Source organism: Amycolatopsis sp. 505, from assembly GCF_031625235.1.
Lineage (GTDB): Bacteria > Actinomycetota > Actinomycetes > Mycobacteriales > Pseudonocardiaceae > Amycolatopsis.
The window spans coordinates 401801-427974 of record NZ_JACKQP010000010.1; the positions used below are offsets into that span (position 1 = coordinate 401801).

Consider the following 26174-nt stretch of genomic DNA (forward strand, 5'->3'; position numbering starts at 1 on the left):
GGCGGGCGGCGACATGCCCCGCGCCGCGCAGCCGCACGTCCCGTCGCAGGTCAGCGCCGAGGGCAAGACCCGCCACGAGGTCGCCCGGCTGCTGCTGGAACAGGGTCCCATGACCGCCGTCGTGGTCGCCGAGCAGCTCGGGATCAGCCCCACCGCCGTCCGGCGGCACCTGGACGCGTTGCTCGCGGACGGCGAAGCCGAGACGAGGGACGCGCCGCGCCGCGGACCCCGCGGCCGGGGCCGTCCGGCGAAGCTCTTCCTGCTCACCGAGCCCGGCCGCGCCCGGTTCGGGCACGCCTACGACGACCTGGCCGTCTCCGCGATCCGCTTCCTGGCCGAGCACGCCGGGGAGGACGCCGTGCGCGCCTTCGCCGAGCAGCGCATCGAGAAGCTCGTCGGCCCGCACCGCGCCGCGATCACCGAACCGGGTGAGCCGGCGACGCGCGCGGAGGCCCTCGCGGCCGCGCTGAGCAGGGAAGGCTACGCTGCGTCGACCCGCCAGGTCGGCGCCCCGGCTCCTGGTCAGAACGTGGGCGCGCAGCTCTGCCAGCACCACTGTCCGGTCGCCCACGTCGCCGCGGAGTTCCCGCAGCTGTGCGAGGCCGAGACGGAGGCGTTCGCGCAGCTGCTGGGCACCCACGTCCAGCGGCTGGCGACCATCGCACGCGGGGACTCCGCGTGCACCACCCACGTACCCGTCACGGCGGGTCAGCCGGCCCATCCCGAGCCGGCCAGAACGGTGTCCCCCGAGGGGCACACAGCACGGATCCCGAATGGAGGGAAACCCGCATGACTGCCGCTGCCGAGCAGCGCACTCCCACCACCGCGCCACTGAGCCAGGAAGAGACCATCGAGTCCCTTGGCAAGTACGCGTTCGGCTGGGCGGACTCCGACGAGGCGGGCGCCAGCGCCCGTCGCGGGCTGAACGAGGACGTCGTCACCGACATCTCCTCGAAGAAGTCCGAGCCGGAGTGGATGCGCGAAGCGCGACTGAAGGCGCTCAAGCTCTTCGAGAAGAAGCCCATGCCCAACTGGGGGGCCGACCTCTCCGGGATCGACTTCGACAACATCAAGTACTTCGTGCGGTCCACGGAGAAGCAGGCCACTTCCTGGGAGGACCTGCCCGAGGACATCAAGAACACGTACGACAAGCTCGGCATCCCCGAGGCGGAGAAGCAGCGCCTCGTCGCCGGTGTCGCCGCCCAGTACGAGTCCGAGGTCGTCTACCACCAGATCCGCGAGGACCTGGAGGAGCAGGGCGTCCTGTTCCTGGACACCGACTCCGCGCTCAAGGAGCACCCGGAGCTGTTCCAGGAGTACTTCGGCTCGGTCATCCCGGCCGGTGACAACAAGTTCTCCGCGCTGAACACGGCGGTGTGGTCCGGCGGCTCGTTCATCTACGTGCCGAAGGGCGTGCACGTCGAGATCCCGCTGCAGGCCTACTTCCGGATCAACACCGAGAACATGGGCCAGTTCGAGCGCACCCTGATCATCGTCGACGAAGGTGCGTACGTGCACTACGTCGAGGGCTGCACGGCGCCGATCTACCAGTCCGACTCGCTGCACTCGGCGGTCGTGGAGATCATCGTCAAGAAGGGCGCCCGCTGCCGCTACACGACCATCCAGAACTGGTCGAACAACGTCTACAACCTGGTCACCAAGCGCGCCAAGTGCGAAGAGGGCGCGACCATGGAATGGATCGACGGCAACATCGGTTCCAAGGTGACGATGAAGTACCCGTCGGTGTTCCTCATGGGCGAGCACGCCAAGGGAGAGGTCCTGTCGGTCGCGTTCGCGGGCGAGGGCCAGCACCAGGACGCGGGCGCCAAGATGGAGCACCTCGCGCCGTACACCTCCTCGACCATCGTGTCGAAGTCGGTGGCGCGCGGTGGCGGCCGCACCTCCTACCGCGGCCTGGTCCGCGTGGCGAAGCGGGCGCACCACTCGCGCTCCAGTGTCGTCTGCGACGCGCTGCTGGTGGACACCATCTCGCGCTCGGACACGTACCCGTACGTGGACATCCGCAACGACGAGGTGTCGATGGGCCACGAGGCCACGGTGTCCAAGGTCAGCGAGGACCAGTTGTTCTACCTGATGTCGCGCGGTCTCGACGAGGCCGAGGCGATGGCGATGATCGTGCGCGGCTTCGTGGAGCCGATCGCCCGTGAGCTGCCGATGGAGTACGCGCTCGAGCTGAACCGCCTGATCGAGCTCCAGATGGAAGGGTCCGTCGGCTAGTCATGTCGGTTACCGAGAACAACGTTTCGGAAGCTCTTCGCGAGGGGGCGGTCATCCCGGCCGCCTCCCGCGCGGAGCGCTTCACCTCCTACGACGTCGAGGCCTTCGAGGTCCCCGGTGGTCGTGAGGAGAACTGGCGCTTCACGCCGATGAAGCGCCTCCGCGGCCTCCACGACGGCAGCGCCACCGCCACCGGCGAGATCACGCTCGAAGCCGAGGCCGCGCCCGAGCTGAAGATCGAGACCGTCGGCCGCGACGACGAGCGGCTCGGTGCCGCCGGCGTCCCGAGCGACCGGATCGCCGCGCAGGCGTACTCGTCCTTCACCAAGGCCACCGTCGTGACGGTGCCGAAGGAGACGAAGGCGTCGAAGCCGTCCGTGCTGCGGATCCACGGCCCGGGCGAGGGCCAGGTCGCCTACGGGCACCTGCAGGTCCGCGCCGAGGCGTTCGCCGAGGCCGTCATCGTGCTCGACCACGTCGGCTCCGGCACCTACGCCGACAACGTCGAGTTCGTCATCGGCGACGGCGCCAAGGTCACCGTGGTCAGCGTCCAGGACTGGGCCGACGACGCCGTGCACGTCTCCGAGCAGCACCTGAAGCTGGGCCGCGACGCCGCGCTGCGGCACACCGTGATCACCCTGGGCGGTGACCTGGTCCGTGTCTCGCCGACGGCGACCTTCGCCGACAAGGGCGGCGACGTCGAGATGCTCGGCGTCTACTTCGCCGACCAGGGCCAGCACCAGGAGCACCGCCTCTTCGTCGACCACGCGGTGCCGAACTGCAAGTCGCGCGTGATGTACAAGGGCGCCCTGCAGGGCGACGACGCGCACACGGTGTGGATCGGCGACGTCCTGATCCGCGCGGCCGCCGAGGCCACCGACACCTACGAGCTCAACCGCAACCTGGTGCTCACCCCCGGGGCGCGCGCGGACTCGGTGCCGAACCTCGAGATCGAGACCGGCGAGATCGAAGGTGCCGGCCACGCGAGCGCGACGGGAAGGTTCGACGACGAGCAGTTGTTCTACCTCCAGTCGCGCGGAATCGCCGAAGAAGCCGCGCGGCGCCTGGTCGTGCGCGGGTTCTTCCACGAGATCCTGGTCAAGATCGACGTCCCCGAGGTGCGCGAGCGCCTCGAAGCCGCGATCGAAGCCGAGCTCGAAGCCGTTGGCGCCTGACCGCTCTCTGACTTAGGAAACGAAGAAATGGCTACCCTGGAAATCAAGGACCTGCACGCCTCGGTCACCACCGACGAAGGCGCCAAGGAGATCCTCAAGGGCGTCAACCTGACCATCAAGTCGGGCGAGACGCACGCGATCATGGGCCCGAACGGCTCGGGCAAGTCCACGCTGTCCTACGCGATCGCCGGTCACCCCAAGTACGAGGTCACCTCGGGTGAGGTCCTGCTCGACGGTGAGAACGTGCTCGAGATGAGCGTCGACGAGCGCGCCCGCGCCGGCCTGTTCCTGGCCATGCAGTACCCGGTCGAGGTGCCCGGCGTGTCCATGTCCAACTTCCTCCGCACCGCGGCCACCGCGGTCCGTGGCGAGGCCCCCAAGCTGCGCCACTGGGTCAAGGAGGTCAAGGAGGAGATGGGCAAGCTCGAGATCTCGCAGGAGTTCGCCGAGCGCTCGGTCAACGAGGGCTTCTCCGGCGGCGAGAAGAAGCGCCACGAGATCCTGCAGCTGGCGCTGCTCAAGCCGAAGTTCGCCATCCTCGACGAGACCGACTCCGGCCTCGACGTCGACGCGTTGCGCGTCGTCTCCGAGGGCGTGAACGCGCACAAGGCTTCGAGCGAGGTCGGCGTCATGCTGATCACGCACTACACCCGGATCCTGCGGTACATCACGCCGGACTTCGTGCACGTCTTCGCCGACGGCAAGATCGTCGAATCGGGCGGCAAGGAGCTCGCGGACGAGCTGGAGGAGAACGGGTACGTCAAGTACACGGGCAAGACCGAGCCCGCCGCGGTCTGACCCCGTTCCGTTACACCGAGAAGAGAGGAGTCGGCCCGATGACCACCACCTCGGCCGGTTCTTTGCCACTCGACGTGGCTGGCCTGCGGGCCGACTTCCCCATCCTGTCGCGCACCGTCCGCGACGGGAAACCCTTGGTGTACCTGGACTCCGGGGCGACGTCGCAACGCCCGGCGGCCGTGCTCGACGCCGAACGGCACTACGTCGAGACGTCGAACGCGGCCGTCCACCGCGGTGCGCACCAGCTGTCCGAAGAAGCGACCGACGCCTACGAGTCCGCGCGGGCGAAGATCGCCGAGTTCGTCGGCGCCGACCCCGAGGAACTGGTGTTCACCAAGAACGCCACCGAGGGCATCAACCTGGTCGCCTACTCGTTCGGCAACGCCGCCACCGCGGGCCCGGAAGCCGCGCGGTTCGTCGTCGGCCCGGGTGACGAGATCGTCGTCACCGAGATGGAGCACCACGCGAACCTCGTGCCGTGGCAGCAGCTGTGCCAGCGCACCGGGGCGACGCTGAAGTGGTTCAAGGTCACGCCGGAGGGCCGGCTCGACCTGTCCGATGTGGACGAACTGATCACGCCGCGCACCAAGGTGGTCGCGTTCGCGCACCAGTCGAACGTGCTCGGCACGGTCAACCCGGTCTCGCTGCTGGTCGAGAAGGCGAAGGCGGTCGGCGCGTTCACCGTGCTGGACGCCTGCCAGTCGGTGCCGCACTTCCCGGTGAGCTTCCACGAGCTCGGCGTCGACTTCGCCGCGTTCTCCGGGCACAAGATGCTCGGCCCGTCCGGCATCGGCGTCCTCTACGGGCGCACCGAGCTGCTGTCGGCCATGCCGCCGTTCCTCACCGGCGGGTCGATGATCGAGATGGTCCGGATGGAGGGCTCGACCTTCGCGCCGCCGCCGCAGCGGTTCGAGGCCGGCGTCCCGATGACGTCGCAGGCCATCGGCCTCGGCGCGGCCGTGGACTACCTCTCGGCCGTCGGCATGGACCGCATCGCCGCGCACGAGAAGGAACTGGCCGCGGCGGCGCTGGAAGGCATCGGCGCGATCCCGGGTGTCCGGATCATCGGGCCGACCGACCTGGCGGACCGCGGCGCGACCGTGTCGTTCGTGATCGACGGCGTGCACCCGCACGACGCCGGCCAGGTGCTCGACAGCCTCGGCATCGCCGTCCGGGTCGGCCACCACTGCGCGTGGCCGCTGCACCGGGCCTGCCACGCGCAGGCCACCGTGCGGGCGTCGTTCTACCTGTACAACGACCTGTCCGAAGTGGACGCCCTCGTCGCGGGCATCCGCGAGGCGCAGAAGTTCTTCGGGGTGGGGCAGTGAACCTGGAGAGCATGTACCAGGAGATCATCCTGGACCACTACAAGAACCCGCACGGGCGCGGCCTGCGTAACCCGTTCGACGCCGAGTCGTTCCAGGTCAACCCGACCTGCGGCGACGAGGTGACGCTGCGGGTCAAGGTCGAGGACGGGAAGGTCGCCGACGTCTCCTACGACGGCCAGGGCTGCTCGATCAGCCAGGCCTCGACGTCGGTGCTGACCGACCTCGTCGTCGGCCACACGATCGAGGAGGCGTTCACCACCATGGACGCCTTCGTGGAACTGATGCAGGGCAAGGGAAAGGTCGAGCCGGACGAGGACGTGCTGGAGGACGGGGTCGCCTTCGCGGGCGTCGCCAAGTACCCCGCCCGCGTGAAGTGCGCTCTCCTCGGCTGGATGGCTTTCAAGGACGCCGTCGCCCGGACGAGCAGTGGAGCTGAAAAGGCATGACTGAAGAAACCGCCACTCGTGAGGGGCGCACCGCCGCCGACCTCGACGCCGAGACCACCGCCAAGCAGGACCTCGACCTCGCCAAGATCGAGGACGTCGAAGAGGCCATGCGCGACGTCGTCGACCCGGAACTCGGCATCAACGTCGTCGACCTCGGCCTCGTCTACGACATCCGCGTCGAGGCCGACAACACCGCGACCCTCGACATGACGCTGACCTCGGCGGCCTGCCCGCTGACCGACGTCATCGAGGACCAGACGAACGCCGCGCTCACCAGCGGCGGGCTGGTCAAGGACTTCCGGATCAACTGGGTCTGGATGCCGCCGTGGGGCCCGGAGAAGATCACCGAGGACGGCCGCGAGCAGCTGCGCGCCCTCGGCTTCACTGTCTGAGTTCGTGCACGTCGAGCGGGTCACCCTCCGGGGTGGCCCGTTTCGCGTATGACGAGCTGTACCAGGCGAGTGCGTAGAGCACGAGGGCCACGGCGAACCCGCTGCCGGCGCCGGTGACGAGCAGGTAGGTGGCGTTGCCGACGACGCCCGCCCGGGTCATCGGGTCGTGGTGGGCCACGAAGGGCAGGACGCTGGTCAAGGCCCCGGCCAGCGCGCCGGCGGCGAGGAACGCGGCCACGGTCTTCCGGCGGCGGAGGCCCGGCGGCGCCGGGGCGGCGGGCGCCGTGCGGTACCAGCGCCACAGCCACCAGCCGAGCACGGCGGCCCCGGCGAGGGTGCTGACCAGCTGGATCAGCCGTCCGACGTCGACGCCGGTGACGAGCGGGATCCGCAGGAACGCGAATCCGTCGTTCTCGTGGGTGAAGGCGTCCCAGCCGACGTGCGTGGCGGCGCCGAGCACGAGCGAGACCGCGATCCAGCCCGGTCGGTTCCAGGGGAAGTCGCGGGGGAGCCGTTCGGCCAGGCGCTGCGGAGCCAGTGCCATGAGCGGCCGCTTCAGCAGCAGGTGGAAGACGGCGAGCAGGGCCAGGGCCAGGAGCGGGTCGAGCCAGAGAGCCGACGTGAGTTCGTGGGTCTTCGTCAGGCCGACGCCGGGCAGCCGCGGGACGAACCAGAAGAGGTCCGGCGCGACCGACCCGGCGACGAGCGCCGACGGCACCAGGGGACGCCGGGCCAGCGGCAGCACGGCGGCGGGATGACTCAGCGTGAACGGCACGGGAGTTAGTATCCCGGGGTGGTCCTGCGGTCGATCCTCCTGTTCCTGGCCGCGGCGGTGTGCGAAATCGGCGGCGCCTGGCTGATCTGGCAAGGCATCCGCGAAAGCCGCGGCCTGCTGTGGATCGGCGGCGGAGTGGTGGCGCTGGGCGTGTACGGGTTCGTCGCAACCCTCCAGCCGGACGCCCACTTCGGCCGCATCCTCGCCGCGTACGGCGGCGTGTTCGTGGCGGGCTCGCTGGCCTGGGGCATCATCGCGGACGGCTACCGGCCGGATCGGTACGACGTCATCGGCGCACTGCTCTGCCTGGCGGGGGTCGCGGTGATCATGTACGCGCCGCGGACGGGGTAACGCCGCAGGTGGGGGCCCGATAGATCTTCGTGACCGAGATGTCTTTCCCGCCCGTGTCGCCGGAATCGTCCCCGCGCCGCCGGGTTCACCGGGCTGGTCGTGACGCTCGTCCGGAACGCCGGAAGACGACGAACAGCAGCCGCAGTCCCACCAGCGCACTGATCACCAGCAGGTTGTAGCCGAACACCTGGTGCAGCGTCAGGTCTTCGGCGATGCGCGGGCCGCCCGAGCCGGTCAGCAGGAACACCGCCATCAGGCCGGTTGCCGCGCCGACGAAGGCCAGCAGGGCTTCGTGGACCAGGCTCGTGACGACGTCGCGGTCGCGCTCGTCGGAGAACAGGCGGACGTTCACCGACAGCCTGCCCTCCTCCAGCGCCGCGCCGATCCGGTCGATGCGGCGGGGGATGCGGCGCAGCACCGGCAGCAGCGCCAGGAGCTCGCCGGTCGCCGTGCGGCCCAGCGGGCCCGGCCGCATCCCGGCGCCGACCTGCTCGACGGCGAACGCGCGGGACTCGGCGACGACGTCGAAGCCGGGATCCAGCGCGGCCAGCGTGCCCTCCACCGTGGCCAGCGCGCGGAACACCGCCGCCACCGGCGGCGGCACGCTGAGCCGGAAGTCCGCGACCACCCGGAACAAGCCGGTGAACAGGTCGAGGTCCGGTGTCCGGCCGGGCCCGAAGTGGCGGGCGACCAGGGCGCCGAGAGCGCGTTCGAGGCGCTGTTCGTCGATCTCGGTGGTGCGGTCGACGATCTCGAGGAGCCCGTCGCGCAGGCCAGCCGGGTCGCCGCGGTCCAGGGCGAGCAGCAGGTTCTGGAGGCCGCCGCGCAGCCCGGCGTCGAGGCGGCCGACCGAGCCGAAGTCGAGCAGGCCCAGGCGGCCGTCACCGAGCAGCATGAGGTTGCCCGGGTGGGGGTCGGCGTGGAAGACGCCGCCGAGCATCACCTGGTCGAGCAGGCAGCGCAGGAGCGACCGCGCCAGCCGCCGGCGCTCGGCCGCCGGCAGGTCCTTCGCCGCGGTGAGCGGTTTGCCGTCGAGGCGGGACATCACCAGCACGCGGTCGGTGGAAAGTCCTTTGTGGACCTTCGGGAGCACGACGTCCGGGGAACCCGTGGCGGCCACCGCGGTGATGTTGCGGGCTTCGATGGTGAAGTCGAGTTCCTCGGCCAGCGCGGCGGCGAACCCGTCGGCGAGTTCGGCGACGCCGAGCGAGCGCGCCCAGTCCGCGCGGTCCTCCAGCGCCGCGGCGACGCGCCGGACGATGGCGATGTCGCGTTCGGCCTGCTCCCGCACGCCCGGCCGCTGGACCTTGACCACGACGTCCTCGCCGCTGCGCAGCTTCGCGCGGTAGACCTGCGCGACCGACGCGGCCGCGAGGGGTTCGGGGTCGAACTCGGCGAAGACGTCGTCGGGGGAGCCGCCGAGCTCGTCGGCGAGCAGGGCCCGGACCGTGTCGGCGCGGGCGGGCGCGACCTGGTCCTGGAGGCGGCCGAGCTCGTCGGCGAACATCGGGGGCAGCAGGTCCGCGCGGGTGGAGAGCAGCTGGCCGAGCTTCACGAACGTCACGCCGCCCTCCTCCAGCGCGCGGCGCAGGGAGCGCGCGAGCTTGGCATGGCGCGTCTCTCCCGGTTCGCGGCGGCCGGTCAGGTAGCGGCCGAGGCCGTGCTTGACGGCGATCCGGCTGATCTGCGCGTACCGGCGGGTGCGGGCGAGCCGGCCCCGCAGCCGGCCGAGCCCGATGCCGTGCGGGAGCGCCATCTCGGCGACGAACAGGAAGATCAGCGTTGCGAGGAAAGCGCTGCCCGCCAACGGGATCAGCAAGCCGATCGCCGCCCCGCCGTGGTGCAGCAGGGAACCGGGGAACGCCCGCCCGATGCCACCGGCGACGAGCCACCCGAAGGCGGCGGCGCACAGCGCGCGCACGGCGCCGATCCGGACGCCGAGCACGCGGCGGGCGGCGGCCACGAGCGGCCACAGCAGGAGCACGTACAGGGGGAGGGTCAGCAGGCCCAGCAGGATGTCCATCGGTTCCCTTTCGCCGTCGCCGAGCAGACCACGGCGGCCGGGCCCGGGTGATCACGCGGCGGCGGGAGCGGTCTCCCTCCCGCGGGGGAACGACTTTCGGCCGTGGCCGCCCCGGTGGTGGCCTTCTAACCTGATCGCGCGAACCACGGTGAAGTGCTCTCTTAACCAGACAAAGGAGACACGATGAACGGACGCGTGCTCGGCCGGGTCGTGGCGCTGGCCACGGCGGTCGCGGCCCCGCTGGCCCTGGGCTCGGCCATCGCCCCGGCCGCTTCGGCGGCCGCGGTGACGACGCTGTACTACAGCTCCGCGGGCGCCCCGGACTACTTGAGCCAGATCGACCAGGGCGCGGCCAACTGGAACGCGGCGGTCACCGACGTCAAGCTGGTCAAGCGGACCACGGGGGCGACGATCGTGTTCCACGAGGTGCACAGCGGCGGCTCGTACACGAACACGAACGGCCACGGGCGCGGCCAGATCTACCTGGACACGAGCCAGGTGGCGGAGGGCTACGACCCGACCCGCATCGCCGCGCACGAACTCGGCCACAACCTCGGGCTGCCGGACCACTACACCGGCCCGTGCACGGAACTGATGTCCGGCCACGGCCCGGGAACGGCGTGCAAGAACGCGAAGCCGTCCGCAGCCGAGGCGGCGAAGGTGCAGTCGTTGTGGGTGAACGGGTTGGTGTCCCAAGCGGAGACGCGCACGGTCGCATGGTGAATTGAGGGTCTCGATGCATGCCTTCGGTGCCTGTGCGGCGCCGAAGGCGTGCGTCAGACCGTACTGGGCGCGATCGGATTCGGGACCATCCTGGCGGGTGCGGTCATGGCGTACTTCGCCGGCCTTGACGCATCGATCGTCTCCGGAGTCGCCGGCGTCGTGGACACGTCGATCGCCGCGCGCCCCCAGTGTCACGCCGGCGATGACCACCGCGCCGCCGAAGGGTGCACCAGGGTGGGTCTCTCGCCGGCCAGCAGGACCGCCCAGCCCAGGCCCGCCACCGGGACGATGTTCAGCAGGTTCACCGCGACGATCCGCAGCGCGTCCGGCCCGCTCGGCACGCGCCAGCGGTCCACTTCGGACAGTGACAGCAGCACGAACCCGGCCGCCCCGGCGAGTGTCTGGTAGTACGTCACCACGATCGGCGACGTCCCGGAGCCGTCGCGCCGGGCCAGGATGTTGTACGCCGCCCACGCCAGGCCGCCCGCGATCAGGAACGCGTCGCCCCACAGTGACTGGGCGCCGGCGCTGCCGACCACCAGGCCGACACCCGCGACCGCCACCGGCATCCCCGTCAGCCGGAGCGGGGAAACACCCCGCGGCCGGACAAGGCCAGCGTCAGGATCGGGTACGCGGCCACGATCAGCGTCGCGTCCGCAGCCGAGGCCAGGTCGACTTGGCACGGCGCTGCTGACCCTCCAGGAGGACGCCAAGCAGACCAACAAGGAACTCGCCCGCCGCCTGCACATCGCGCAGTCGACGTGCGGCTGCGGCCGCCCGACCGGGCCGTCATCGAATCCTTCCGGGCCTTCGTCCTCGACCGGCTGACCCAGCGCCGGGAGATCGTCGACGTGCGGACGTCGGTCATCGCCGCTCCGTGGTCACCCCGGCCGGGGACTGACGCGGGTCCACCGCGAGAGGGAGGCGCGCCCGGCGTCTGCCTGCGAAGATCGGCCGGTGCGCATCCTGACGAGCAAGGCGACCTACCGCCGCTGGGTCTATCTCGTCCTCGGTGGTGCCATCAGCGTGCCCTACCTCCTGTTTTCCGGCGTCGCCGTGCCCGCGCTGCTGCCGTTCGTCACCACGCTGGAGCGGGCCACCCTCGTCGGCGGCCTGCTCACCCTGGCCGTGCTGGCCGGGACCGCCTTCCTGCCCGCCGTCCACGTCCTCGAGTCGACCGCGGTCCGTGAGCTGCTCGACGACCCGGTGCCGGACGCGCCCGCCAAACCGCACACCGGCCCGGGTCGGCGGCGCGCCGCGGTGATGTTCGTGCTGCACGTCGGCGCCGGGTTCATCGTCAGCTCCCTCAGCCTCGCCGCCCCCGTCGGGGTCGGGCTGTCGATCAGCGCCGTCTTCACCGGGCAGCTGTTCCAGACCGGCGGCGGCGACGCGGTCAGCGTGCCGAGGGGCTGGGTGTCGGTGTGGTTGCCCCTGGCCTTCGGACTCGGCCTGGTGTTGCTGATCTACGCCGTCAGCGTGACCGGCGGGCTGCTGCGCCGGGCCGCGATCGCGCTGCTCGGGACGACCGCCGCCGACCGGATCGCGCGGCTCGAACGGCGGACCGAGCAGCTCGCCGAACGCAACCGGCTGGCCAGGGAGCTGCACGACTCGGTCGGGCACGCGCTGAGCGTCGTCACCGTCCAGGCCGGCGCCGCGCGGCGGACGCTGCGCACAGACCCGGACTTCACCGAGCGGGCGCTCGGCGCCATCGAGGAGTCGGCCCGCACGGCGCTCGACGACCTCGACCACGTCCTCGGGCTGCTGCGCGAGGAGGCGGCCGGGCGGGCCCCGCAGCCGACGCTCACCGCGCTGCCGGCCCTGCTCGAAACGACCCGGCTGGCGGGCACCGACGTGACGGCCGACCTCGACGGCGACCTGGCCGCGGTGCCGCCGGTGGTGTCCCGCGAGGTCTACCGGATCCTGCAGGAATGCCTCACCAACGCGGTGCGCCACGCCGGTAGGGTCCCGGTGACGGTGGTCGTCGGCGTCGCGGCGCACGAGCTCCGCGCGCGGGTCGCCAACCCACTGGGCGGCGGCACGCGCCGGTCCGGCGGCGGGCGGGGGCTGCGGGGGATGGCCGAGCGGGTGGCGGTGCTCGGCGGCGAGCTGTCGGCCGGGCCGGGCGACGGGGTGTGGGAGGTCGTGGTGCGGGTGCCGTGGGGGAGCGGGCGATGAGCGTCGGGGTGCTGCTGGTGGACGACGAACCGCTGATCCGGGCCGGGCTGAAGGCGATCGTCGACAGCGAAGACGGCCTGACCGTGCTCGGCGAGGCCGCCGACGGCGCCGAGGTGCCCGGGCTGGTCGCCCGGCTGCGCCCCGACGTCGTGCTGATGGACGTGCGGATGCCCGCCGTGGACGGGATCCGGGCCACCACCCACCTGATGTCCACTGTGGACGAGCCGCCGAAGGTGATCGTGGTGACCACCTTCGAGAACGACGACTACGTCTACGACGCGCTCCTCGCCGGCGCCAGCGGGTTCCTGCTCAAGCGGGCCCGGCCGGAGGAGATCGTCGCGGCGATCCGGACCGTCGTGGCCGGGGAGTCACTGCTGTTCCCCGCGGCGATCCGCCGGCTGGCCGCTCAGCACGCCCCCGCCCCGGCCGCTGACGGCCTGGCCTCGGCCGGCCTGACCGAGCGCGAGCGCGAAGTGTTGCGGCTGATGGCCGGCGGACTGTCCAATGTGGAAATCGCGGGCGCGCTGTACGTGGGGGTCCAGACGGTGAAGACCCATGTGGGCAACGTGCTGGCGAAGCTCGGCGCGCGCGACCGGACTCAGGCGGTGATCCGGGCGTACGACTCGGGCTTCGTGGCACCGTCCCGCTGATTCGGGCACCATGGTCCGCATGACTGCCGCCTACGACGAGTTCGCCGCGGCCTACACGGCCGAGAACGAAGCCAGCCTGATGAACGCCTACTACGAGCGGCCCGCGACCCTCGCGCTCGCCGGTGACGTGGCGGGCCGCCGGATCCTCGACGCCGGCTGTGGCTCGGGGCCGCTGTTCGCGGAGCTGCGGGCTAAGGGCGCACTCGTCAGCGGGTTCGACCAGAGCCCCGGCATGCTAGCGCACGCGAAAACGCTGCTGGGCGCGGACGCGGACCTGCGGGTCGCCGACCTGGCCGACCCGCTCCCGTTCCCCGACGCGGAGTTCGACGACGTCGTGGCGTCGCTGGTGCTGCACTACCTGCGGGACTGGGGCCCGGTGCTCGCCGAATTCCGGCGCGTGCTCAAGCCCGGCGGCCGGCTGATCGCCTCGGTCAACCACCCGATGATGGTCAACCTGACCCATCGCCACGAGGGCCCGCGGCCGGACTACTTCGAGCAGTACACCTGGACCGACGAGTTCGAGCTGCACGGCGAAAAAGCGCGGATGACGTTCTGGAACAAGCCCCTGCACGCGATGACGGACGCCTTCACCGCGGCCGGTTTCCGGATCGCCGTCATCAGCGAACCGCACCCCACCCCGGCCGCCCGCGAGCTGTTCCCCGGCGACTTCGAAATCCTCGACACCTTCCCGAGCTTCCTGTTCTTCGTCCTGGAAGCCGAGTAGGCGTCAGTCGAGGCAGAACTCGTTGCCCTCGATGTCCTGCATGTTCTGGCACGATTCGTTTTCCTCGTCGGCGAGCAGGAGCTGCCCGCGGACCGCGCCGAGCTTCTCCAGCCGCGCGCACTCGGCCTCGAGGGCGGCGAGCCGCTCCTCGCCGACGAGCCCGGTGCCGACCCGGACGTCGAGGTGCACGCGGTTCTTGACGACCTTGCCTTCGGGCACCTGCTGGAAGTACAGCCGCGGGCCCACCCCGGTGGGGTCGCTGCAGGCGACGCCGCTGCTGTGGAGCTCGTACCCGAGCACCTCGCACCAGAACCGGGCGACGCGCTCCGGATCCGCGCAGTCGAAGGTGATCTGGACCTGCCTGACCGTCGTCATGAGGCCCACCCTAGGTGGTGCGGGCAAGGGGATTTCAGCCGAGCTCGTCGAGCAGGGCCTGGATCGCCGCCGCCATCGCCGCCGGGTCGCCGTCGCCCGGGCGCAGCACCAGGTCCGGCGACGACGGCCGCTCGTAGGGGGCGTCGATGCCGGTGAACCCGGTGATCTCCCCGGCGCGCGCCTTCGCGTACATCCCCTTCGGATCGCGGGTTTCGCAGACCTCCAGGGGCGTGTCGACGAAGACCTCCACGAACGGCAGCCCGTCGTGGATCGTCCGTGCCCGGGCGCGGTCGGCCTCGTACGGGCTGATCAGCGACGCGATCGCGACCACGCCCGCGTCCGCGAACAGCCGGGCCACCTCGGCCACCCGCCGGACGTTCTCCGCGCGGTCCTCGGGGCTGAACCCGAGACCGGCGTTCAGCCCGTGCCGCAGGTTGTCGCCGTCGAGCAGGTACGCCGGGCGGCCCGCCGCGACCAGCCGGCGCTCCAGCTCGACCGCCACCGACGACTTGCCCGACGCCGAAAGCCCGGTCAGCCACACCGTCGCGCCACGCGTCGGGCGGTCTTCGCGCCGCACCGCCGCCGTGTGCCAGACGACCGGGGAGGCGACCGCGCCGGTGATCATGCCCGCCGCGACCGTGTCGCCGGTGTGCTCGTCGACCAGCAGGAAGCCGCCGGTCGCCCGGTTGCGGCGGTACGGGTCGAACAGCAGCGGCGACCGCGTGCGCAGCCGGATGCGGCCGATGTCGTTCAGGGACAGCGCTTCCGCCGTCTCGTCGCGGTGCAGGGTGGTGACGTCGAGGCGGTACTCCAGCCGCTCCACCGTGCCCCGCGTCTCGGTGGTCGTGTGGCGCACCGCGTACGTCGCGCCCGGCGTCAGCGCCGCGCGCTCGGAGAACCAGCAGACCAGGGCGTCCACCTCGCGGGCCGACTCCGCCCGGTTGCCGGGGCGGCACAGCATGGCCCCGCGGCCGAGGTCGAGGTCGTCGGCCAGCTCCACGGCCACCGCCTGGCCGGTGAACGCCTCGTCCAGAGGTTGCCCGCCCGGGCCCCAGACCGCGCGCACCTTCGACGTGAACCCCGAGGGCAGCGCCACGACCTCGTCACCCGGCTTGAACACCCCGCCGGCGATGGTGCCCGCGTAGCCGCGGAAGTCGGACCGCCGGATGACGTACTGCACCGGGAACCGCGCGTCGATCAGGTTGCGGTCGGAAGCGACGTGCACCTCCTCCAGCTGGTGCAGCAGCGAAGTGCCCTCATACCACGGCATGCTGGCGCTGCGGTGGACGACGTTGTCGCCGTGCAGGGCCGAAACCGGCACGAACGTGAGGTCGGCGACGTCGAGCTTCATCGCGAACCGGCGGAAGTCCTCGCGGATTTCGTCGAACCTCTCCTGAGACCAGTCGACGAGGTCCATCTTGTTCACGCACACCACGAGGTGCCCGATGCCGAGCAACGACGCCAGGAACGCGTGCCGCCGCGACTGTTCCAGGACGCCCTTGCGTGCGTCGACCAGGATCAGCGCCAGGTCGGCGGTGGACGCGCCGGTCACCATGTTCCGCGTGTACTGCAGGTGCCCCGGCGTGTCCGCGATGATGAACTTCCGCCTGGGCGTGGCGAAGTAGCGGTGAGCGACGTCGATCGTGATGCCCTGCTCGCGCTCGGCCCGCAGCCCGTCGGTGAGCAGCGCGAGATCCGGGTAGTCCTCGCCGCGGTCCCGGCTGGCGCGTTCGACGGCGGCGAGCTGGTCGGTGAAGATCGCCTTCGAATCGAAGAGCAGCCGCCCGATCAGCGTGGACTTGCCGTCGTCCACGCTCCCGGCGGTGGCGATCCGCAGCAGCTGCATCAGAAGTAGCCCTCTCGCTTGCGGTCTTCCATGCCGGCTTCGGAGATGCGGTCGTCGGCCCGGGTGGCACCGCGTTCGGTGACGCGGGTGGCGGCCACCTCGGCGACCACTTCGGACGGTGTCGTCGCCGAGGACTCGACGCAGCCGGTGCAGGTGGCGTCGCCGACGGTCCGGAAGCGCACGGTCGCCTCGTACGGCGTCTCACCATCCACAAGGGACAGAAAGCGGGTGGCCGCCAGCAGCATGCCGTCGCGCTGCACGACCGGGCGTTTGTGCGCGAAGTACAGCGGTGGCAGCGCGATCCGCTCGTCCCGGATGTACTGCCAGATGTCCAGCTCGGTCCAGTTCGACAGCGGGAAGACGCGGATGTGCTCGCCGCGGCGGTGCCGCCCGTTGTAGAGGTTCCACAGCTCCGGGCGCTGCGCCCGCGGGTCCCACTGGCCGTGCTCGTCGCGGAAGCTGAACACACGCTCCTTGGCCCGGGCCTTCTCCTCGTCCCGGCGGGCGCCGCCGAACACGGCGTCGAAGCCGCCCTCGCGGATCGCCCGCAGCAGCGTCACCGTCTGCAGCCGGTTGCGGCTCGCCCGCGGCCCGGTCTCCTCGACGACGCGGCCGGCGTCGATGTCGTCCTGCACGCTCGCGACCTCGAGCCGCAGGCCGAGCGCGGCGACCGTCTCGTCCCGGAACCGGATGACCTCGTCGAAGTTGTGGCCGGTGTCGACGTGCAGCACCGGGAACGGCAGCGGCGCGGGCCAGAACGCCTTCGCGGCCGCGTGCAGCATCACCACCGAGTCCTTGCCGCCGGAGAAGAGCAGGACCGGGCGCTCGAAGGTCGCCGCGACTTCGCGGAAGACGTGCACGGCCTCCGCTTCGAGCGCGGCCAGGTGCGAGAGCTCGTACGAGGTCACGGACACCGGAAAAAAGTAGAACATGTTCTTGTCTTTGGTCAAGCGGTGCGGGACGCTGTGTGCATGGACCTGGGCGTGCTCGAAGAGATCAAGCGGCTGAAGTACCGGTACCTGCGCGGGGTGGACCTGAAGCTGTGGGACGAGGTGGCCGACACCTTCACCGTCGACGCCACGGCCGACTACGGGACCCGCGCGGTCGGGAGTGAGGGCAAGCGGTTCGAGGGCCGCGACGCCATCGTCGAGTTCCTCACCCAGAGCCTCGGCAACGGCATCATCACGGTGCACCACGCAGCTCAGCCCGAGATCGAGGTCGACGGCGACACCGCGACCGGGCGGTGGTCGTTCACCGACAAGGTCATCGTGCCCGACCACAAGGTGATCATCGAAGGCGCCGCGTTCTACGAGGACACCTACCGCCGCGACCACGACGGCGCCTGGCGGATGTCGCACATCGGGTACGTCCGGACCTACGAATCGATGATGTCCTGGGACGCCATCCCCGGCTACCGGCTGCTCGCGAACCGCTGGGCTGTCCCGGCATGATCGAGAACGAGTTCTCGTTGACCCGGTCGTTCGCCGACGCCATCGTCGAGGCCGAGAAGCTGATCGCCGAAGCCCCGCCGGCGCAGACCGAGCAGGGCCTCCTGGAGGGTTACGACTACCTCGCCGGCAGCATCCGCGCGTCGCTGCAGATGGCCTGGGCCTACCAGCGCGACTTCCCGTACTTCACCGCGTCCACCGGGCCCTACACGAAGATGGGCCTGGACAACCCGGACACGCTGTACTTCAACGCGAACATCCGCGCCGACCGCGAGTACCTGGTCACCGGCGTCCGCGGGACCACCGCCGACCTGAGCTTCCAGGTCCTCAACGGCGACTACTCGCCGGTGGAGGTGCCCGACAGCCTCGCCGCGTTCGACGACCGGAAGATCGAAATCGGCCCGGACGGCCGGTTCGAGCTGCGCTTCGGCCCGGCCCGCGAGAACCCGGGGCCGAACTACTTCGTCCTCGGCGAAGGCTCCTCGATGCTCGTCGTCCGCGAGGTCTACAGCGACTGGGCGACCGAACGCCGGGGCGAGATCCGCATCCGGTGCGTCGACACCGCGGGCCAGGCACCGCCGGTGCCGGACCGGTCCGCGCTGGCCAAGCGCTACGGCGTCACCGGCAAGATCCTGCTGAGCCGGCTCAAGACGTTCCTGGCCTTCCCGAAGTGGTTCTACTACGACCTGCCGGTGAACACGCTGACCGAGCCGCGCTCCACGCCGGGCGGGCTGACCACGCAGTTCTCCTCGGCCGGGCACTACGAGCTCGGCCCGGAAGAGGCGATGATCGTCACCGTGCCGCGCTGCGCGGACGCGCCGTACCAGGGCATCCAGCTCGGCAGCCTCTGGTACGTCTCGCTGGACTACATCAACCACCAGACGAGCCTCACCGCCGACCAGGCCCGCGTCGACCCGGACGGCAAGATCCGGTTCGTGCTCGCCGAACGCGACCCCGGCCTGGCGAACTGGCTCGAACTCACCGGCCACGACCGCGGGTACCTGCAGATCCGCTGGCAGCGGCTGGCCCGCGACCTCGGCCCGGACGACGGCCCGGTCGTCGAGGTGGTCAAGACCGACGAACTGCCCGACCGCCTGCCGTACCACGCCGACGCGCGGGTGACGCCGGAGCAGTGGGCGGCGCGGATCGCGGCCCGGCAGGACGCCGTCGCCGCCCGGATGCTGGGGTGAGCGTGGAGAACGTGTTGCAGGGCAAGGTGGTCGTCGTCTCGGGGATCGGGCCCGGGCTCGGCCGGTCGATCGCCGTGCGCAGCGCGCGGGCCGGCGCGGACGTCGTGCTCGCCGCGCGCACCGAGTCGCGGCTGAGCGAGGTCGCGAAGGAGGTGACCGACCTCGGCCGCCGGGCGGTCGCGGTCCGCACCGACATCGACGACGCGGACTCCGCGGCGAACCTGGTGAACGAGGCGGTCGAGGCGTTCGGCCGGGTGGACACGGTGGTGCACAACGCGTTCGCCGTCCCGCCGCTGACCGATCTGGCCACTGTGGACTTCGACGCGGTCCGCGCCGGCTTCGAGACCGCGGCGATTTCCGTGCTCCGGCTGACCCGGCTGTTCCTGCCCGCGCTCAAGGAGAGCAAGGGCTCGCTGGTGATGATCAATTCGGCGGTGCTGCGGCACTCGCGGCGGACGTTCGGCGCCTACAAGATGGCGAAGTCGGCGCTGCTGTCGCTGTCCCAGAGCCTCGCCAGCGAGCTGGGCCCGGACGGCGTGCGCGTCAACACCGTGGCGCCCGGGTACATCTGGGGGCCGAACCTCCAGTGGTACTTCGCCTACCTCGCCAAGGAACGCGGCATCACGCCGGAGGACGTCTACGCCGAGACGGCGTCCACAACAGACCTGCGCAAGCTGCCGGAGCCCGACGAGATCGCCGACGCGGTGGTGTTCCTCGCCTCGCCGATGGCGCGCGCGATCACCGGGCAGTGCCTCGACGTCAACGGCGGCGAGTACCACCACTAGGAGGACCCATGCGCCCCGGCCGGGAAGACGTCGGCACCTTCGACGACCTGCACGCCTCGGCGTCGAAGCTCACCGGGCTCGACGACTTCGGAGCAGACGAGTACGCCGAGGGTCTGCGCGTGCTGCTGGAGTCGTACGAGGCCGACGAGGAACTGACGCCGTACGGCAACAAGGTGCACCGGGCGATGCTGCGCGGCGCGCTGGTGGCGCGGCTGCTGAGCGAGGCGTCGTGGAAGCAGAACCCGGCGTACGCGGACGTCCGCATCGAGCGGCCGATCTTCGTCACCGGGCTGCCCCGCACGGGCACGACGGCGCTGCACCGGCTGCTCGCCGAGGACCCCGCGCACCAGGGGCTCGAGGTCTGGCTCGCCGAGGTGCCGCAGCCGCGGCCGCCGCGGGAGACGTGGGCGGACAACCCGATCTTCCAGGGGATCCAGGCGGGCTACGAGCGCCACCACGTCGAGCACCCGGAGTTCATGGGTGTCCACCACATGTCCGCCGACCAGGTGGAGGAGTGCTGGCAGCTGCTGCGCCAGTCGATGCGGTCGGTGTCGTTCGAGTGCCTGGCGCACCTCCCGCGGTACTCGCGCTGGCTGGCCAAGCAGGACTGGACGGACGCCTACGCCCGGCACCAGCGCAACCTGCGGCTGATCGGGCTGCCGGACGCGGGCAAGCGCTGGGTGCTCAAGAACCCGAGCCACCTGTTCGCCCTGGACGCGCTGATGGCGAACTACCCGGACGCGCTGGTGATCCAGACGCACCGGGCACCGAGCACGATCATGGCGTCGATGTGCAGCCTCGCCGAGAAGGCCGCGGACGGCTGGTCTTCGAAGTTCCGCGGCGAGGTGATCGGCCGCGGGCAGCTGGAGCTGTGGGCCCGCGGGGCGGACGAGTTCGGCTGGGCCCGCGCGCGCCACAACCCGGCGCAGTTCTGCGACGTGCGGTACGAGGACTTCGTGGCGGACCCGATCGGCACTGTGTCCACTGTGTACGACCACTTCGGACTGGAGTTCACGCCGGAAGCCCGCACGGCCATGACGGCGGTGCACGAGGCGAGCCGGACGGGGGAGCGCAAGCCGGTGCACCGCTACAGCCTGACGGACTTCGGGTTGACGCCCGAGGAGGTCGACGAGCGGTTCGCGAGCTACCTCTCCGCGCACGAGTTCAGCCGGTGATCAGCTCGACGACCTCGGCCGTGGTCGGTCCGGCGGCCATTTCCCCGGCCAGCTCCCGCGCCCGATCCCGGTAGCGCGGGTCGTCCAAGACCGCGCGGACGGCTCGCCGCAGCATCCGCGGTGAAGCCTTCGCGCGGGCGTGGCCGATCCCGGCGCCGGACCAGGCGACCCGGGCCGCGACCTCGCGCTTGTCCTCGCTCGCCCCGACCACGACCAGCGGCACCCCGTAGCGCAGCGCGTGGTTGACACCGCCGTACCCGCCGTTGGTGACCACCGCGGCGCAGCGGGGGAGCAGCTCGTCGTACGGCAGGAGGCCGGCCACCCGGACGTTGGCCGGCAGCGGGCCCGGCCGCAGCCGCCCGCCGCAGGTCGTCGCGACGACCAGGACGTCCTCGCCGGCCAGGGCGTCGATGGCCGGCTCGACGAGGCGGCCGAGGTCGTCGTTCGCGATCGTCCCCTGGGTCACGTGCACGATCGGGCGGCCGCCGTCGAGGTCGGCCCACCACGGCGGCAGCGGGTGCTCGCTCGCCGCGCTGACCGTCGTCGGCCCGATGAAGTGCAGGGGTACGCCCGGCCGCGGGTACTCGAAACCCGGGCAGGTCATCTGCAGGACGCCGTCGCTGCGCAGGGGCCAGTCCGTGAACAGCATGCCCGGGTCGCCGCCGAGGAGGTCTTTCGCCAGCTCCTGCGCCGGCCGCGTCACCCACGGCGCGAGGGTCCTGAGGATCGCGCCGCGCAGCGGGTGCCCGGGCGGGCCGGTCGGGACGGGCGGCATGAACGGCAGGAACCCCAGCGTCAGCACGCGCGGCCGCCGTGCGCGCCGGACCAGGGCCAGCCCGGCCATCATCAGCGGGTCGCAGAGCACGACGTCGGCGTCTTGCGCGTCGATGACGCTCAGCTGCGCGGGCATGGCGCGGACGAAGTGGGCCAGCTCGAACCGGGCGAGCTTCGGCCCGCTCAGCCCGGCGCGGCCGGGGATCGTGCCGTCCAGGTCCGTCTCGTCGAAGTCGGCCTCCGCGGGCAGGACGGCGACGGCGGCACCCAGCTCTTCGAACGCCCGCCGGTAGCGCGCCCCGGTGACGACGGTGACCTCGTGCCCGGCCGCGACCAGCGCCTCGACGATCGGCTTGGTCGGCCCGACGTGGCCGCGCGCGGGCTGCACGCCGACGAGTACCCGAGTCATGGCTCCCCCTTTGAGCGATACGCTGTACTATCCAATTGGTGACGATACCCGAAGGCGCCCGGCGCCGGTACGAATCGCCGGTGCGCGAGGAGCGCGCGCGGCGAACCCGGGCTTACGTGGTGGCGACGGCGGGGAAGCTGTTCGCTTCACGCGGCTACGCGGGCACGAGCATGCGGCAGATCGCGGCGGAGGCGGGGGTGAGTCTGGAGACGGTGACGCAGACGGGCCGCAAGCCGCAGCTGCTGCTGGCCGCGTTCCGCGACGGCTTCGCGGGCGACCCGGACGCGATGAACCTGGACGCCCTCGCGGGCCCGGCCGGCCCGGCGGACCTGCCGTCGGTGGTGGCCCGGGTGGCGGCGGGACTGCGCGGCTCGTTGCCGATCTGGCGCGCGTTCACGACGGCGGCCGCGGCGGACGCCGAGGTGGCGGCGGTCCGCGCGGAGCTGGCGGTGGCGCGCCGCGCGGAGATCGCCGAGCGGCTGGTGGCGGCGGGCCTGGCGAGTGGCGGATCGACCGGCCGCCTGGCGGACGCGATCGGGCTGCTCATGTCCCACGAGGCGTACGACCACCTGACGGCGGTGTGCGGCTGGACGCACGAGGAGTACGTGACCTGGGCGGCGCTGGCCGTCCCGGCGCAGCTGACGCTCGATTGGCCGTGAGAAGTGATCCCGGGTTTCCGTAGGTTGACTCGTTGCGGGAGGTTCTTCGTGGGGTGGTGGGGGCTTGACTGGGGGAACGTGCCCAGCTGGTTTTCCGCGGGCTCGTTCATGGCCGCCGGCTACGTGATCATCAGGGATCGGCGGCAGAAACGGCGGCAGCAGATCGACTGCCTCGGTATCTGGGGTGAGTTCGACCTCTGTCAAGAGGAGGATGCGGTCAACTTCGGATTCATAGTCCCTCGTATTCACCTCAAAAACGCCAGTGATCTCCCGGTCTACGTTGAATCTGTCGAATACGAGGCCGTATACAGCTGGTCGCAGTTGGCCCATTCGGGCTACTATTTCAGCCCATTCGACGGAGGGGTGGGAGGCTTCGCGGGGCGCATCCGGGATGTCGTCGTACCGCCTGGTCGGGAAGTCGTGAGCTATGGGGTCGACAGGCGGCCGATCGGCGATCCGCAGTGGATTCATGGCGATGCCGGCGTGACGTCGCGGGCACCGGGAAGCAAGATGATCATCCTCGAGGTGGTCGTTGTCGACAATGCGCAGCGGCGTTGGAAGCTGGTGCCGGACGCCGACCGAGCCGGTCTCGCCTCGACTCGGGTTCCCCCTGCAGGCGGACTGTCCGCTCGAACATTGAAAGGGAGACTCGGTAAAATTGCAGGTAGGCGCCGGGGAAAAAATCGCGAAGGGTATTGACCCCTCGTGAAAGGAAACGAAGTGCCCGGCCCGTTCGGGACGCTACCCGGCGGCGGCCTGTAACCCCCGGGTTCCGATGCCGCGCAGCACTTCCACCCGCTCCGCGCCCGGGCGGCTCAGCACCCAGCTCGACCCCGGCACCGCCTTCGCGCGCTTCTTCAACGGCGCCAGCAGCCGCGAAACCTCCTGGTACGACCCGATCGCCCCGCTCGCGCACACCAGTGTCGCCAGCGAGACCGTCACCGGCAGGCCCTCCGCCGTCCACGCCCGGTCCAGCAGCGCCCCCGCCACCGTCGCGATCTCGTCGACGTCGCAGACCACCAGGAAGTCGTCGCCGCCCACGTGGCTCACGCGCATGCGCCGCAGGCCGCCGGCCAGTTCCGTCAGCGCCGCGCCCAGCTCGCGGATCAGGTTGTCGCCCGCCGCGAAGCCGGCCGTGTCGTTGATCGCCTTGAAGCCGTCGATGTCCAGCCAGGCCGCCACGAACGGCTCGCCGATCGTGATGCGGCGGGCGACGTCGCGGGCGATCGTGTCGCTGCCCGGCAACCGGGTCAGCGGGTTCAGTGCCGCCGCCGCTTCGACCTTCGCCTCGGCCACGCCGCGGACCACCTCGGTCACCAGCACCACGCCGAGGCAGCGGCCGAGCTCGTCGACCACGACCACGTCGTCGCCGGTGCGGCCCCAGTCGGCGTCGGTGACCAGCTCGAGGAACTCCATCGCGCCCGCGCGGGCCTCGATCGTGTGCGGCGTGTCCGCGAGCCGGGCCGCCGGGCGCTTCGCGTGCAGCGCGTGGCCGTACGGCCCCGTGACCGCCACCAGGAACCGCGTCCGGTCGACCGACCAGCGCGGCCGGTTCAGCTCGTCCACCCCGATCACCCCGGACGGCGCGTCCGCCGCCGCGAGCACCGCGCGGACTTCGTCGCAGGTCGCGGTTTCCGGCAGCGTCGTCGCCGGGCGGAGGAAGTCGCCGACGCACGGCGCCGGCGCCCCGGTCGTGGGACGGCCGCGCGTGAGCAGGGCCGGCGCGGGACCGGCCGCGGTCGGCGGCGCGAGCAGGTGCCCCTGCGCGATCCGGACGCCCAGGGCGCGGACGGCGTCGAGCTGCTCGCCGGTCTCCACGCCGGTCGCGACCAGCCGGGTGCCGGTGCGGTTCGTGTAGTGCAGCAGCGCCTCGGCCACGGCGACCGACGCCTGGTCGTCCGGGAGCCCGCGCAGCACGGTCCGGTCGAGCTTCACCAGGTCGATCGGCGCCTCGACCAGCAGGCCGAGCGGCAGGTCGCCGCGGCCGAGCCCGTCGAGCGCGAGCCGGAAGCCGAGCTCGGTGAGCTCCCGCATCCCGGCGAGGGCCCGGCCGGCGGGCAGCGGCGCGAACGGCGGGCCGATCTCCAGGACGACGTCGCGGGTGCGGCGGCCGGCGTCGCCGAGCTCCTCGACGAGGTCGTCGTACATCGACGGCGGCGCGGCCAGGGTGCGCGCCGAAAGGTTGAGGTGCAGGGGGAGCGACGTCGGGTGCTCCGCGTCCTGCCGGACGGCGGCGACCGCGAGCCCGATGTCGGCTTCGGCGAGGCGGCCGTCGCGGCGCGCCTGCGCGAGCAGTTCCGGGACGGTTCCGCGGCCGGGCCTGGCCAGCGCTTCGTGCGCCACGACGCCTCCCGTGTGGAGGCTGTACAGCGGCTGGAAGGCGAAGCGGACCGCGCGTGGCGACTTCACGGCCCCGATCGTCGCGGCTCACGCGGCGAAGCGGAACCGATGTCGGCTGATGTTCACCGTGGGTTACCCACATCGGCGTAACTGCTTCAGTGTTGACTTATATAAGTCTCTGCTTGTAGCTTGGCGGGGTGCACGCGTTCGACGTCCTCGGCGACCCGGTCCGCCGCCGGATCCTCGAGCTGCTGGCCGACGGCGAGCGGGCCGCCGGCGCGGTGACCGAGGTGATCCGGGCCGAGTTCGGCATCTCGCAGCCGGCCGTGTCGCAGCACCTGAAGGTGTTGCGCGAGAACGGGTTCGCCGTCGTCCGCCAGGACGGCACGAGGCGGCTGTACGCGGTCGGCCACGCGCCGCTGCGGGACATCGACGGCTGGCTCGACCGGTTCCGCCGGTACTGGACGCCGCCGCTGGACGCGCTGGCCACCGAAATCGCCCGCGGCAAGCGTGCCCGGCGCCTCACCGAAGGAGAAGGTTCGTGATCGACGTCAACCACCAGATCAGCGCCGTCCGCCGGACGCTCGGCGACCGGGTGCTCGAGGGGAAGGAGGCCCGCGTCCTCACGATCAGCCAGGTCTACGACACCGACCTCGCCGACCTGTGGGACGCCTGCACGAACCCCGAGCGCATCCCCCGCTGGTTCCTGCCGGTCAGCGGCGAGCTGAAGGTCGGCGGGAAGTACCAGCTGGAGGGCAACGCCGGCGGCACGGTCGAGCGTTGCGACCCGCCGAAGAGCTTCGCCGCGACGTGGGAGTTCGGCGGCAACGTCAGCTGGATCGAGGTCCGCCTGACGCCGGAGGGCGAGGGGACGCGGTTCGAGCTGGAGCACGTGGCGCACGTCGACGAGCGCTGGGACGAGTTCGGCCCGGGCGCGGTCGGCATCGGCTGGGACGGGGCGCTGGTCGGCCTGGTCCTGCACCTGCGCGCGCCGGGCACGGCCGTCGACCCCGAGGCGGCGATGGCCTGGATGATGTCGGCCGACGGCATCCGGTTCATGACGGCGTCGAACGAGGCGTGGTACGAGGCCGACGTCGCGGCGGGCGCGGACCCGGCCCAGGCCCGGGCGGCGGCCGACCGCACGCTCAAGGCGTACACGACCCCGCCGGAGTCCTGACCCGGCGTGTCGTCCCCTCAATCACGCGTGTCGACCCTTTAATCACGCGTGTCGGCCCTTCGATCACCGGAGTGGAGTTGCCCCGGTGAGGCGGACACGGGGTTTTCAGGCAGCCGGGGCCTGACGATAGTTGGTTCGGGTTTCGGCTGGGGTGTTGTGGCCGTTGGTGGAGTGCAGCCGGTGGTGGTTGTAGTAGCG

The 26174-nt window shown here is 71.3% G+C and carries 29 protein-coding genes; 21 read left to right on the plus strand and 8 right to left on the minus strand.

Going from position 1 to position 26174, the window contains the following annotated elements; all coding sequences use genetic code 11:
• The first annotated feature begins 13 nt into the window (after positions 1 to 13).
• From H5965_RS35260 to H5965_RS35290, 7 genes are read left to right on the plus strand one after another with little or no spacing between them, the layout of a single operon-like run.
• Positions 14 to 793: a metalloregulator ArsR/SmtB family transcription factor gene (locus tag H5965_RS35260; RefSeq protein ID WP_310975241.1), complete on the plus strand. Its 780-nt coding sequence runs from the start codon at positions 14 to 16 to the stop codon at positions 791 to 793.
• Positions 790 to 2238: a Fe-S cluster assembly protein SufB gene (gene sufB / locus H5965_RS35265; RefSeq protein WP_310975173.1), complete on the plus strand. Its 1449-nt coding sequence runs from the start codon at positions 790 to 792 to the stop codon at positions 2236 to 2238. Before H5965_RS35260 ends, sufB begins: the two co-directional genes overlap by 4 nt.
• Positions 2239 to 2240: 2 nt before the next feature.
• Positions 2241 to 3413 (plus strand): Fe-S cluster assembly protein SufD, encoded by a 1173-nt coding sequence (gene sufD / locus H5965_RS35270; RefSeq protein WP_310975174.1) that lies wholly within the window; start codon positions 2241 to 2243, stop codon positions 3411 to 3413.
• Between the two features lie 27 nt (positions 3414 to 3440).
• Positions 3441 to 4211: a Fe-S cluster assembly ATPase SufC gene (sufC, locus tag H5965_RS35275; RefSeq protein WP_310975175.1), complete on the plus strand. Its 771-nt coding sequence runs from the start codon at positions 3441 to 3443 to the stop codon at positions 4209 to 4211.
• 38 nt (positions 4212 to 4249) lie between these two features.
• Positions 4250 to 5539: a cysteine desulfurase gene (locus H5965_RS35280; protein WP_310975176.1), complete on the plus strand. Its 1290-nt coding sequence runs from the start codon at positions 4250 to 4252 to the stop codon at positions 5537 to 5539.
• Positions 5536 to 5985 (plus strand): Fe-S cluster assembly sulfur transfer protein SufU, encoded by a 450-nt coding sequence (gene sufU, locus H5965_RS35285; RefSeq protein ID WP_310975177.1) that lies wholly within the window; start codon positions 5536 to 5538, stop codon positions 5983 to 5985. Before H5965_RS35280 ends, sufU begins: the two co-directional genes overlap by 4 nt.
• Entirely contained in the window at positions 5982 to 6377 is a 396-nt protein-coding gene (locus H5965_RS35290) for a metal-sulfur cluster assembly factor (protein WP_310975179.1), read from the plus strand. Before sufU ends, H5965_RS35290 begins: the two co-directional genes overlap by 4 nt.
• On the opposite strand, the gene H5965_RS35295 is transcribed toward H5965_RS35290, so the two are convergent.
• Complete coding sequence (locus tag H5965_RS35295; RefSeq protein WP_310975180.1) at positions 6367 to 7152, minus strand: DUF4184 family protein; 786 nt, start codon at positions 7150 to 7152, stop codon at positions 6367 to 6369. The genes H5965_RS35290 and H5965_RS35295 overlap by 11 nt on opposite strands.
• Before the next feature lie 18 nt (positions 7153 to 7170).
• On the opposite strand from H5965_RS35295, the gene H5965_RS35300 reads away from it, so the two are divergent.
• Entirely contained in the window at positions 7171 to 7503 is a 333-nt protein-coding gene (locus H5965_RS35300; RefSeq protein WP_310975182.1) for a YnfA family protein, read from the plus strand.
• A gap of 85 nt (positions 7504 to 7588) precedes the next feature.
• Here the strand turns inward: H5965_RS35300 and H5965_RS35305 are convergent, their stop codons facing one another.
• Positions 7589 to 9526, minus strand: a complete 1938-nt coding sequence (locus H5965_RS35305) for an AarF/UbiB family protein (protein WP_310975183.1) — start codon at positions 9524 to 9526, stop codon at positions 7589 to 7591.
• Between the two features lie 183 nt (positions 9527 to 9709).
• On the opposite strand from H5965_RS35305, the gene H5965_RS35310 reads away from it, so the two are divergent.
• The gene (locus tag H5965_RS35310; RefSeq protein WP_310975185.1) at positions 9710 to 10249 is read left to right on the plus strand and encodes a snapalysin family zinc-dependent metalloprotease; all 540 of its coding nucleotides are present in this window, start codon (positions 9710 to 9712) and stop codon (positions 10247 to 10249) included.
• Between the two features lie 191 nt (positions 10250 to 10440).
• Here the strand turns inward: H5965_RS35310 and H5965_RS35315 are convergent, their stop codons facing one another.
• Positions 10441 to 10812 carry a hypothetical protein gene (locus tag H5965_RS35315; RefSeq protein ID WP_310975186.1) on the minus strand — a complete coding sequence of 124 codons (372 nt, stop codon included), beginning with the start codon at positions 10810 to 10812 and terminating at the stop codon, positions 10441 to 10443.
• Between H5965_RS35315 and H5965_RS46245 the strand changes: the two genes are divergently transcribed.
• The 4 genes from H5965_RS46245 (at position 10706) to H5965_RS35330 (ending at position 13798) form a co-directional block, all read left to right on the plus strand.
• On the plus strand, positions 10706 to 11077 hold the full coding sequence (locus tag H5965_RS46245) for a winged helix-turn-helix domain-containing protein (RefSeq protein WP_396136972.1): 372 nt from the start codon (positions 10706 to 10708) through the stop codon (positions 11075 to 11077). The two genes, H5965_RS35315 and H5965_RS46245, sit on opposite strands and share 107 nt — an antisense overlap.
• A 129-nt stretch (positions 11078 to 11206) precedes the next feature.
• Positions 11207 to 12424: a histidine kinase gene (locus tag H5965_RS35320; protein ID WP_310975187.1), complete on the plus strand. Its 1218-nt coding sequence runs from the start codon at positions 11207 to 11209 to the stop codon at positions 12422 to 12424.
• A complete protein-coding gene (locus tag H5965_RS35325) occupies positions 12421 to 13074 on the plus strand; it encodes a response regulator transcription factor (protein WP_310975189.1) in 654 nt (217 codons plus the stop codon). Before H5965_RS35320 ends, H5965_RS35325 begins: the two co-directional genes overlap by 4 nt.
• A 19-nt stretch (positions 13075 to 13093) precedes the next feature.
• Positions 13094 to 13798: a class I SAM-dependent methyltransferase gene (locus H5965_RS35330; protein ID WP_310975191.1), complete on the plus strand. Its 705-nt coding sequence runs from the start codon at positions 13094 to 13096 to the stop codon at positions 13796 to 13798.
• A 3-nt stretch (positions 13799 to 13801) separates the two neighbouring features.
• Here H5965_RS35330 and H5965_RS35335 read toward each other — a convergent pair whose 3' ends face one another.
• From H5965_RS35335 to cysD, 3 genes are read right to left on the minus strand one after another with little or no spacing between them, the layout of a single operon-like run.
• Positions 13802 to 14173: a VOC family protein gene (locus tag H5965_RS35335; protein WP_310975193.1), complete on the minus strand. Its 372-nt coding sequence runs from the start codon at positions 14171 to 14173 to the stop codon at positions 13802 to 13804.
• A gap of 34 nt (positions 14174 to 14207) precedes the next feature.
• Positions 14208 to 16019, minus strand: coding sequence for an adenylyl-sulfate kinase (cysC, locus tag H5965_RS35340; protein ID WP_310975194.1), 1812 nt, complete (start codon positions 16017 to 16019; stop codon positions 14208 to 14210).
• Entirely contained in the window at positions 16019 to 16951 is a 933-nt protein-coding gene (gene cysD / locus H5965_RS35345; protein ID WP_310975196.1) for a sulfate adenylyltransferase subunit CysD, read from the minus strand. Before cysD ends, cysC begins: the two co-directional genes overlap by 1 nt.
• 39 nt (positions 16952 to 16990) lie before the next feature.
• Between cysD and H5965_RS35350 the strand changes: the two genes are divergently transcribed.
• From H5965_RS35350 to H5965_RS35365, 4 genes are read left to right on the plus strand one after another with little or no spacing between them, the layout of a single operon-like run.
• Positions 16991 to 17470: a nuclear transport factor 2 family protein gene (locus tag H5965_RS35350; RefSeq protein ID WP_310975198.1), complete on the plus strand. Its 480-nt coding sequence runs from the start codon at positions 16991 to 16993 to the stop codon at positions 17468 to 17470.
• Positions 17467 to 18657, plus strand: coding sequence for a hypothetical protein (locus H5965_RS35355; RefSeq protein WP_310975200.1), 1191 nt, complete (start codon positions 17467 to 17469; stop codon positions 18655 to 18657). The genes H5965_RS35350 and H5965_RS35355 overlap by 4 nt, the downstream gene beginning before the upstream one ends.
• Complete coding sequence (locus H5965_RS35360) at positions 18654 to 19442, plus strand: SDR family oxidoreductase (RefSeq protein WP_310975201.1); 789 nt, start codon at positions 18654 to 18656, stop codon at positions 19440 to 19442. The genes H5965_RS35355 and H5965_RS35360 overlap by 4 nt, the downstream gene beginning before the upstream one ends.
• Before the next feature lie 8 nt (positions 19443 to 19450).
• Positions 19451 to 20617, plus strand: coding sequence for a sulfotransferase (locus H5965_RS35365; protein ID WP_310975203.1), 1167 nt, complete (start codon positions 19451 to 19453; stop codon positions 20615 to 20617).
• Here H5965_RS35365 and H5965_RS35370 read toward each other — a convergent pair.
• Positions 20607 to 21800 (minus strand): nucleotide disphospho-sugar-binding domain-containing protein, encoded by a 1194-nt coding sequence (locus H5965_RS35370; protein ID WP_310975205.1) that lies wholly within the window; start codon positions 21798 to 21800, stop codon positions 20607 to 20609. The genes H5965_RS35365 and H5965_RS35370 overlap by 11 nt on opposite strands.
• A gap of 38 nt (positions 21801 to 21838) precedes the next feature.
• Here H5965_RS35370 and H5965_RS35375 point away from each other — a divergent pair, with 38 nt between their 5' ends.
• Positions 21839 to 22459, plus strand: a complete 621-nt coding sequence (locus H5965_RS35375; protein WP_310975206.1) for a helix-turn-helix domain-containing protein — start codon at positions 21839 to 21841, stop codon at positions 22457 to 22459.
• A 78-nt stretch (positions 22460 to 22537) separates the two neighbouring features.
• Positions 22538 to 23158: a hypothetical protein gene (locus tag H5965_RS35380; protein WP_310975207.1), complete on the plus strand. Its 621-nt coding sequence runs from the start codon at positions 22538 to 22540 to the stop codon at positions 23156 to 23158.
• 42 nt (positions 23159 to 23200) lie between these two features.
• Here H5965_RS35380 and H5965_RS35385 read toward each other — a convergent pair whose 3' ends face one another.
• The gene (locus H5965_RS35385) at positions 23201 to 24868 is read right to left on the minus strand and encodes a GGDEF domain-containing protein (protein WP_310975209.1); all 1668 of its coding nucleotides are present in this window, start codon (positions 24866 to 24868) and stop codon (positions 23201 to 23203) included.
• Positions 24869 to 24996: 128 nt separating this feature from the next.
• On the opposite strand from H5965_RS35385, the gene H5965_RS35390 reads away from it, so the two are divergent.
• Together H5965_RS35390 and H5965_RS35395 are read left to right on the plus strand one after the other, a co-directional pair.
• A complete protein-coding gene (locus H5965_RS35390; protein WP_003071258.1) occupies positions 24997 to 25344 on the plus strand; it encodes a helix-turn-helix transcriptional regulator in 348 nt (115 codons plus the stop codon).
• The gene (locus H5965_RS35395) at positions 25341 to 25976 is read left to right on the plus strand and encodes an SRPBCC family protein (protein ID WP_310975211.1); all 636 of its coding nucleotides are present in this window, start codon (positions 25341 to 25343) and stop codon (positions 25974 to 25976) included. Before H5965_RS35390 ends, H5965_RS35395 begins: the two co-directional genes overlap by 4 nt.
• Positions 25977 to 26174: the final 198 nt, after the last annotated feature.

Bases quoted from the DNA above. Each gene is read 5' to 3' on its own strand.
- H5965_RS35260 (WP_310975241.1), top strand. From the start codon at position 14: ATGCCCCGCGCCGCGCAGCCGCACGTCCCGTCGCAGGTCAGCGCCGAG.
- sufB (WP_310975173.1), top strand. From the start codon at position 790: ATGACTGCCGCTGCCGAGCAGCGCACTCCCACCACCGCGCCACTGAGC.
- sufD (WP_310975174.1), top strand. From the start codon at position 2,241: ATGTCGGTTACCGAGAACAACGTTTCGGAAGCTCTTCGCGAGGGGGCG.
- sufC (WP_310975175.1), top strand. From the start codon at position 3,441: ATGGCTACCCTGGAAATCAAGGACCTGCACGCCTCGGTCACCACCGAC.
- H5965_RS35280 (WP_310975176.1), top strand. From the start codon at position 4,250: ATGACCACCACCTCGGCCGGTTCTTTGCCACTCGACGTGGCTGGCCTG.
- H5965_RS35290 (WP_310975179.1), top strand. From the start codon at position 5,982: ATGACTGAAGAAACCGCCACTCGTGAGGGGCGCACCGCCGCCGACCTC.
- H5965_RS35305 (WP_310975183.1), bottom strand. From the start codon at position 9,526: ATGGACATCCTGCTGGGCCTGCTGACCCTCCCCCTGTACGTGCTCCTG.
- H5965_RS35310 (WP_310975185.1), top strand. From the start codon at position 9,710: ATGAACGGACGCGTGCTCGGCCGGGTCGTGGCGCTGGCCACGGCGGTC.
- H5965_RS46245 (WP_396136972.1), top strand. From the start codon at position 10,706: ATGTTGTACGCCGCCCACGCCAGGCCGCCCGCGATCAGGAACGCGTCG.
- H5965_RS35325 (WP_310975189.1), top strand. From the start codon at position 12,421: ATGAGCGTCGGGGTGCTGCTGGTGGACGACGAACCGCTGATCCGGGCC.
- H5965_RS35330 (WP_310975191.1), top strand. From the start codon at position 13,094: ATGACTGCCGCCTACGACGAGTTCGCCGCGGCCTACACGGCCGAGAAC.
- H5965_RS35335 (WP_310975193.1), bottom strand. From the start codon at position 14,173: ATGACGACGGTCAGGCAGGTCCAGATCACCTTCGACTGCGCGGATCCG.
- cysC (WP_310975194.1), bottom strand. From the start codon at position 16,019: ATGCAGCTGCTGCGGATCGCCACCGCCGGGAGCGTGGACGACGGCAAG.
- cysD (WP_310975196.1), bottom strand. From the start codon at position 16,951: ATGTTCTACTTTTTTCCGGTGTCCGTGACCTCGTACGAGCTCTCGCAC.
- H5965_RS35350 (WP_310975198.1), top strand. From the start codon at position 16,991: ATGGACCTGGGCGTGCTCGAAGAGATCAAGCGGCTGAAGTACCGGTAC.
- H5965_RS35355 (WP_310975200.1), top strand. From the start codon at position 17,467: ATGATCGAGAACGAGTTCTCGTTGACCCGGTCGTTCGCCGACGCCATC.
- H5965_RS35365 (WP_310975203.1), top strand. From the start codon at position 19,451: ATGCGCCCCGGCCGGGAAGACGTCGGCACCTTCGACGACCTGCACGCC.
- H5965_RS35370 (WP_310975205.1), bottom strand. From the start codon at position 21,800: ATGACTCGGGTACTCGTCGGCGTGCAGCCCGCGCGCGGCCACGTCGGG.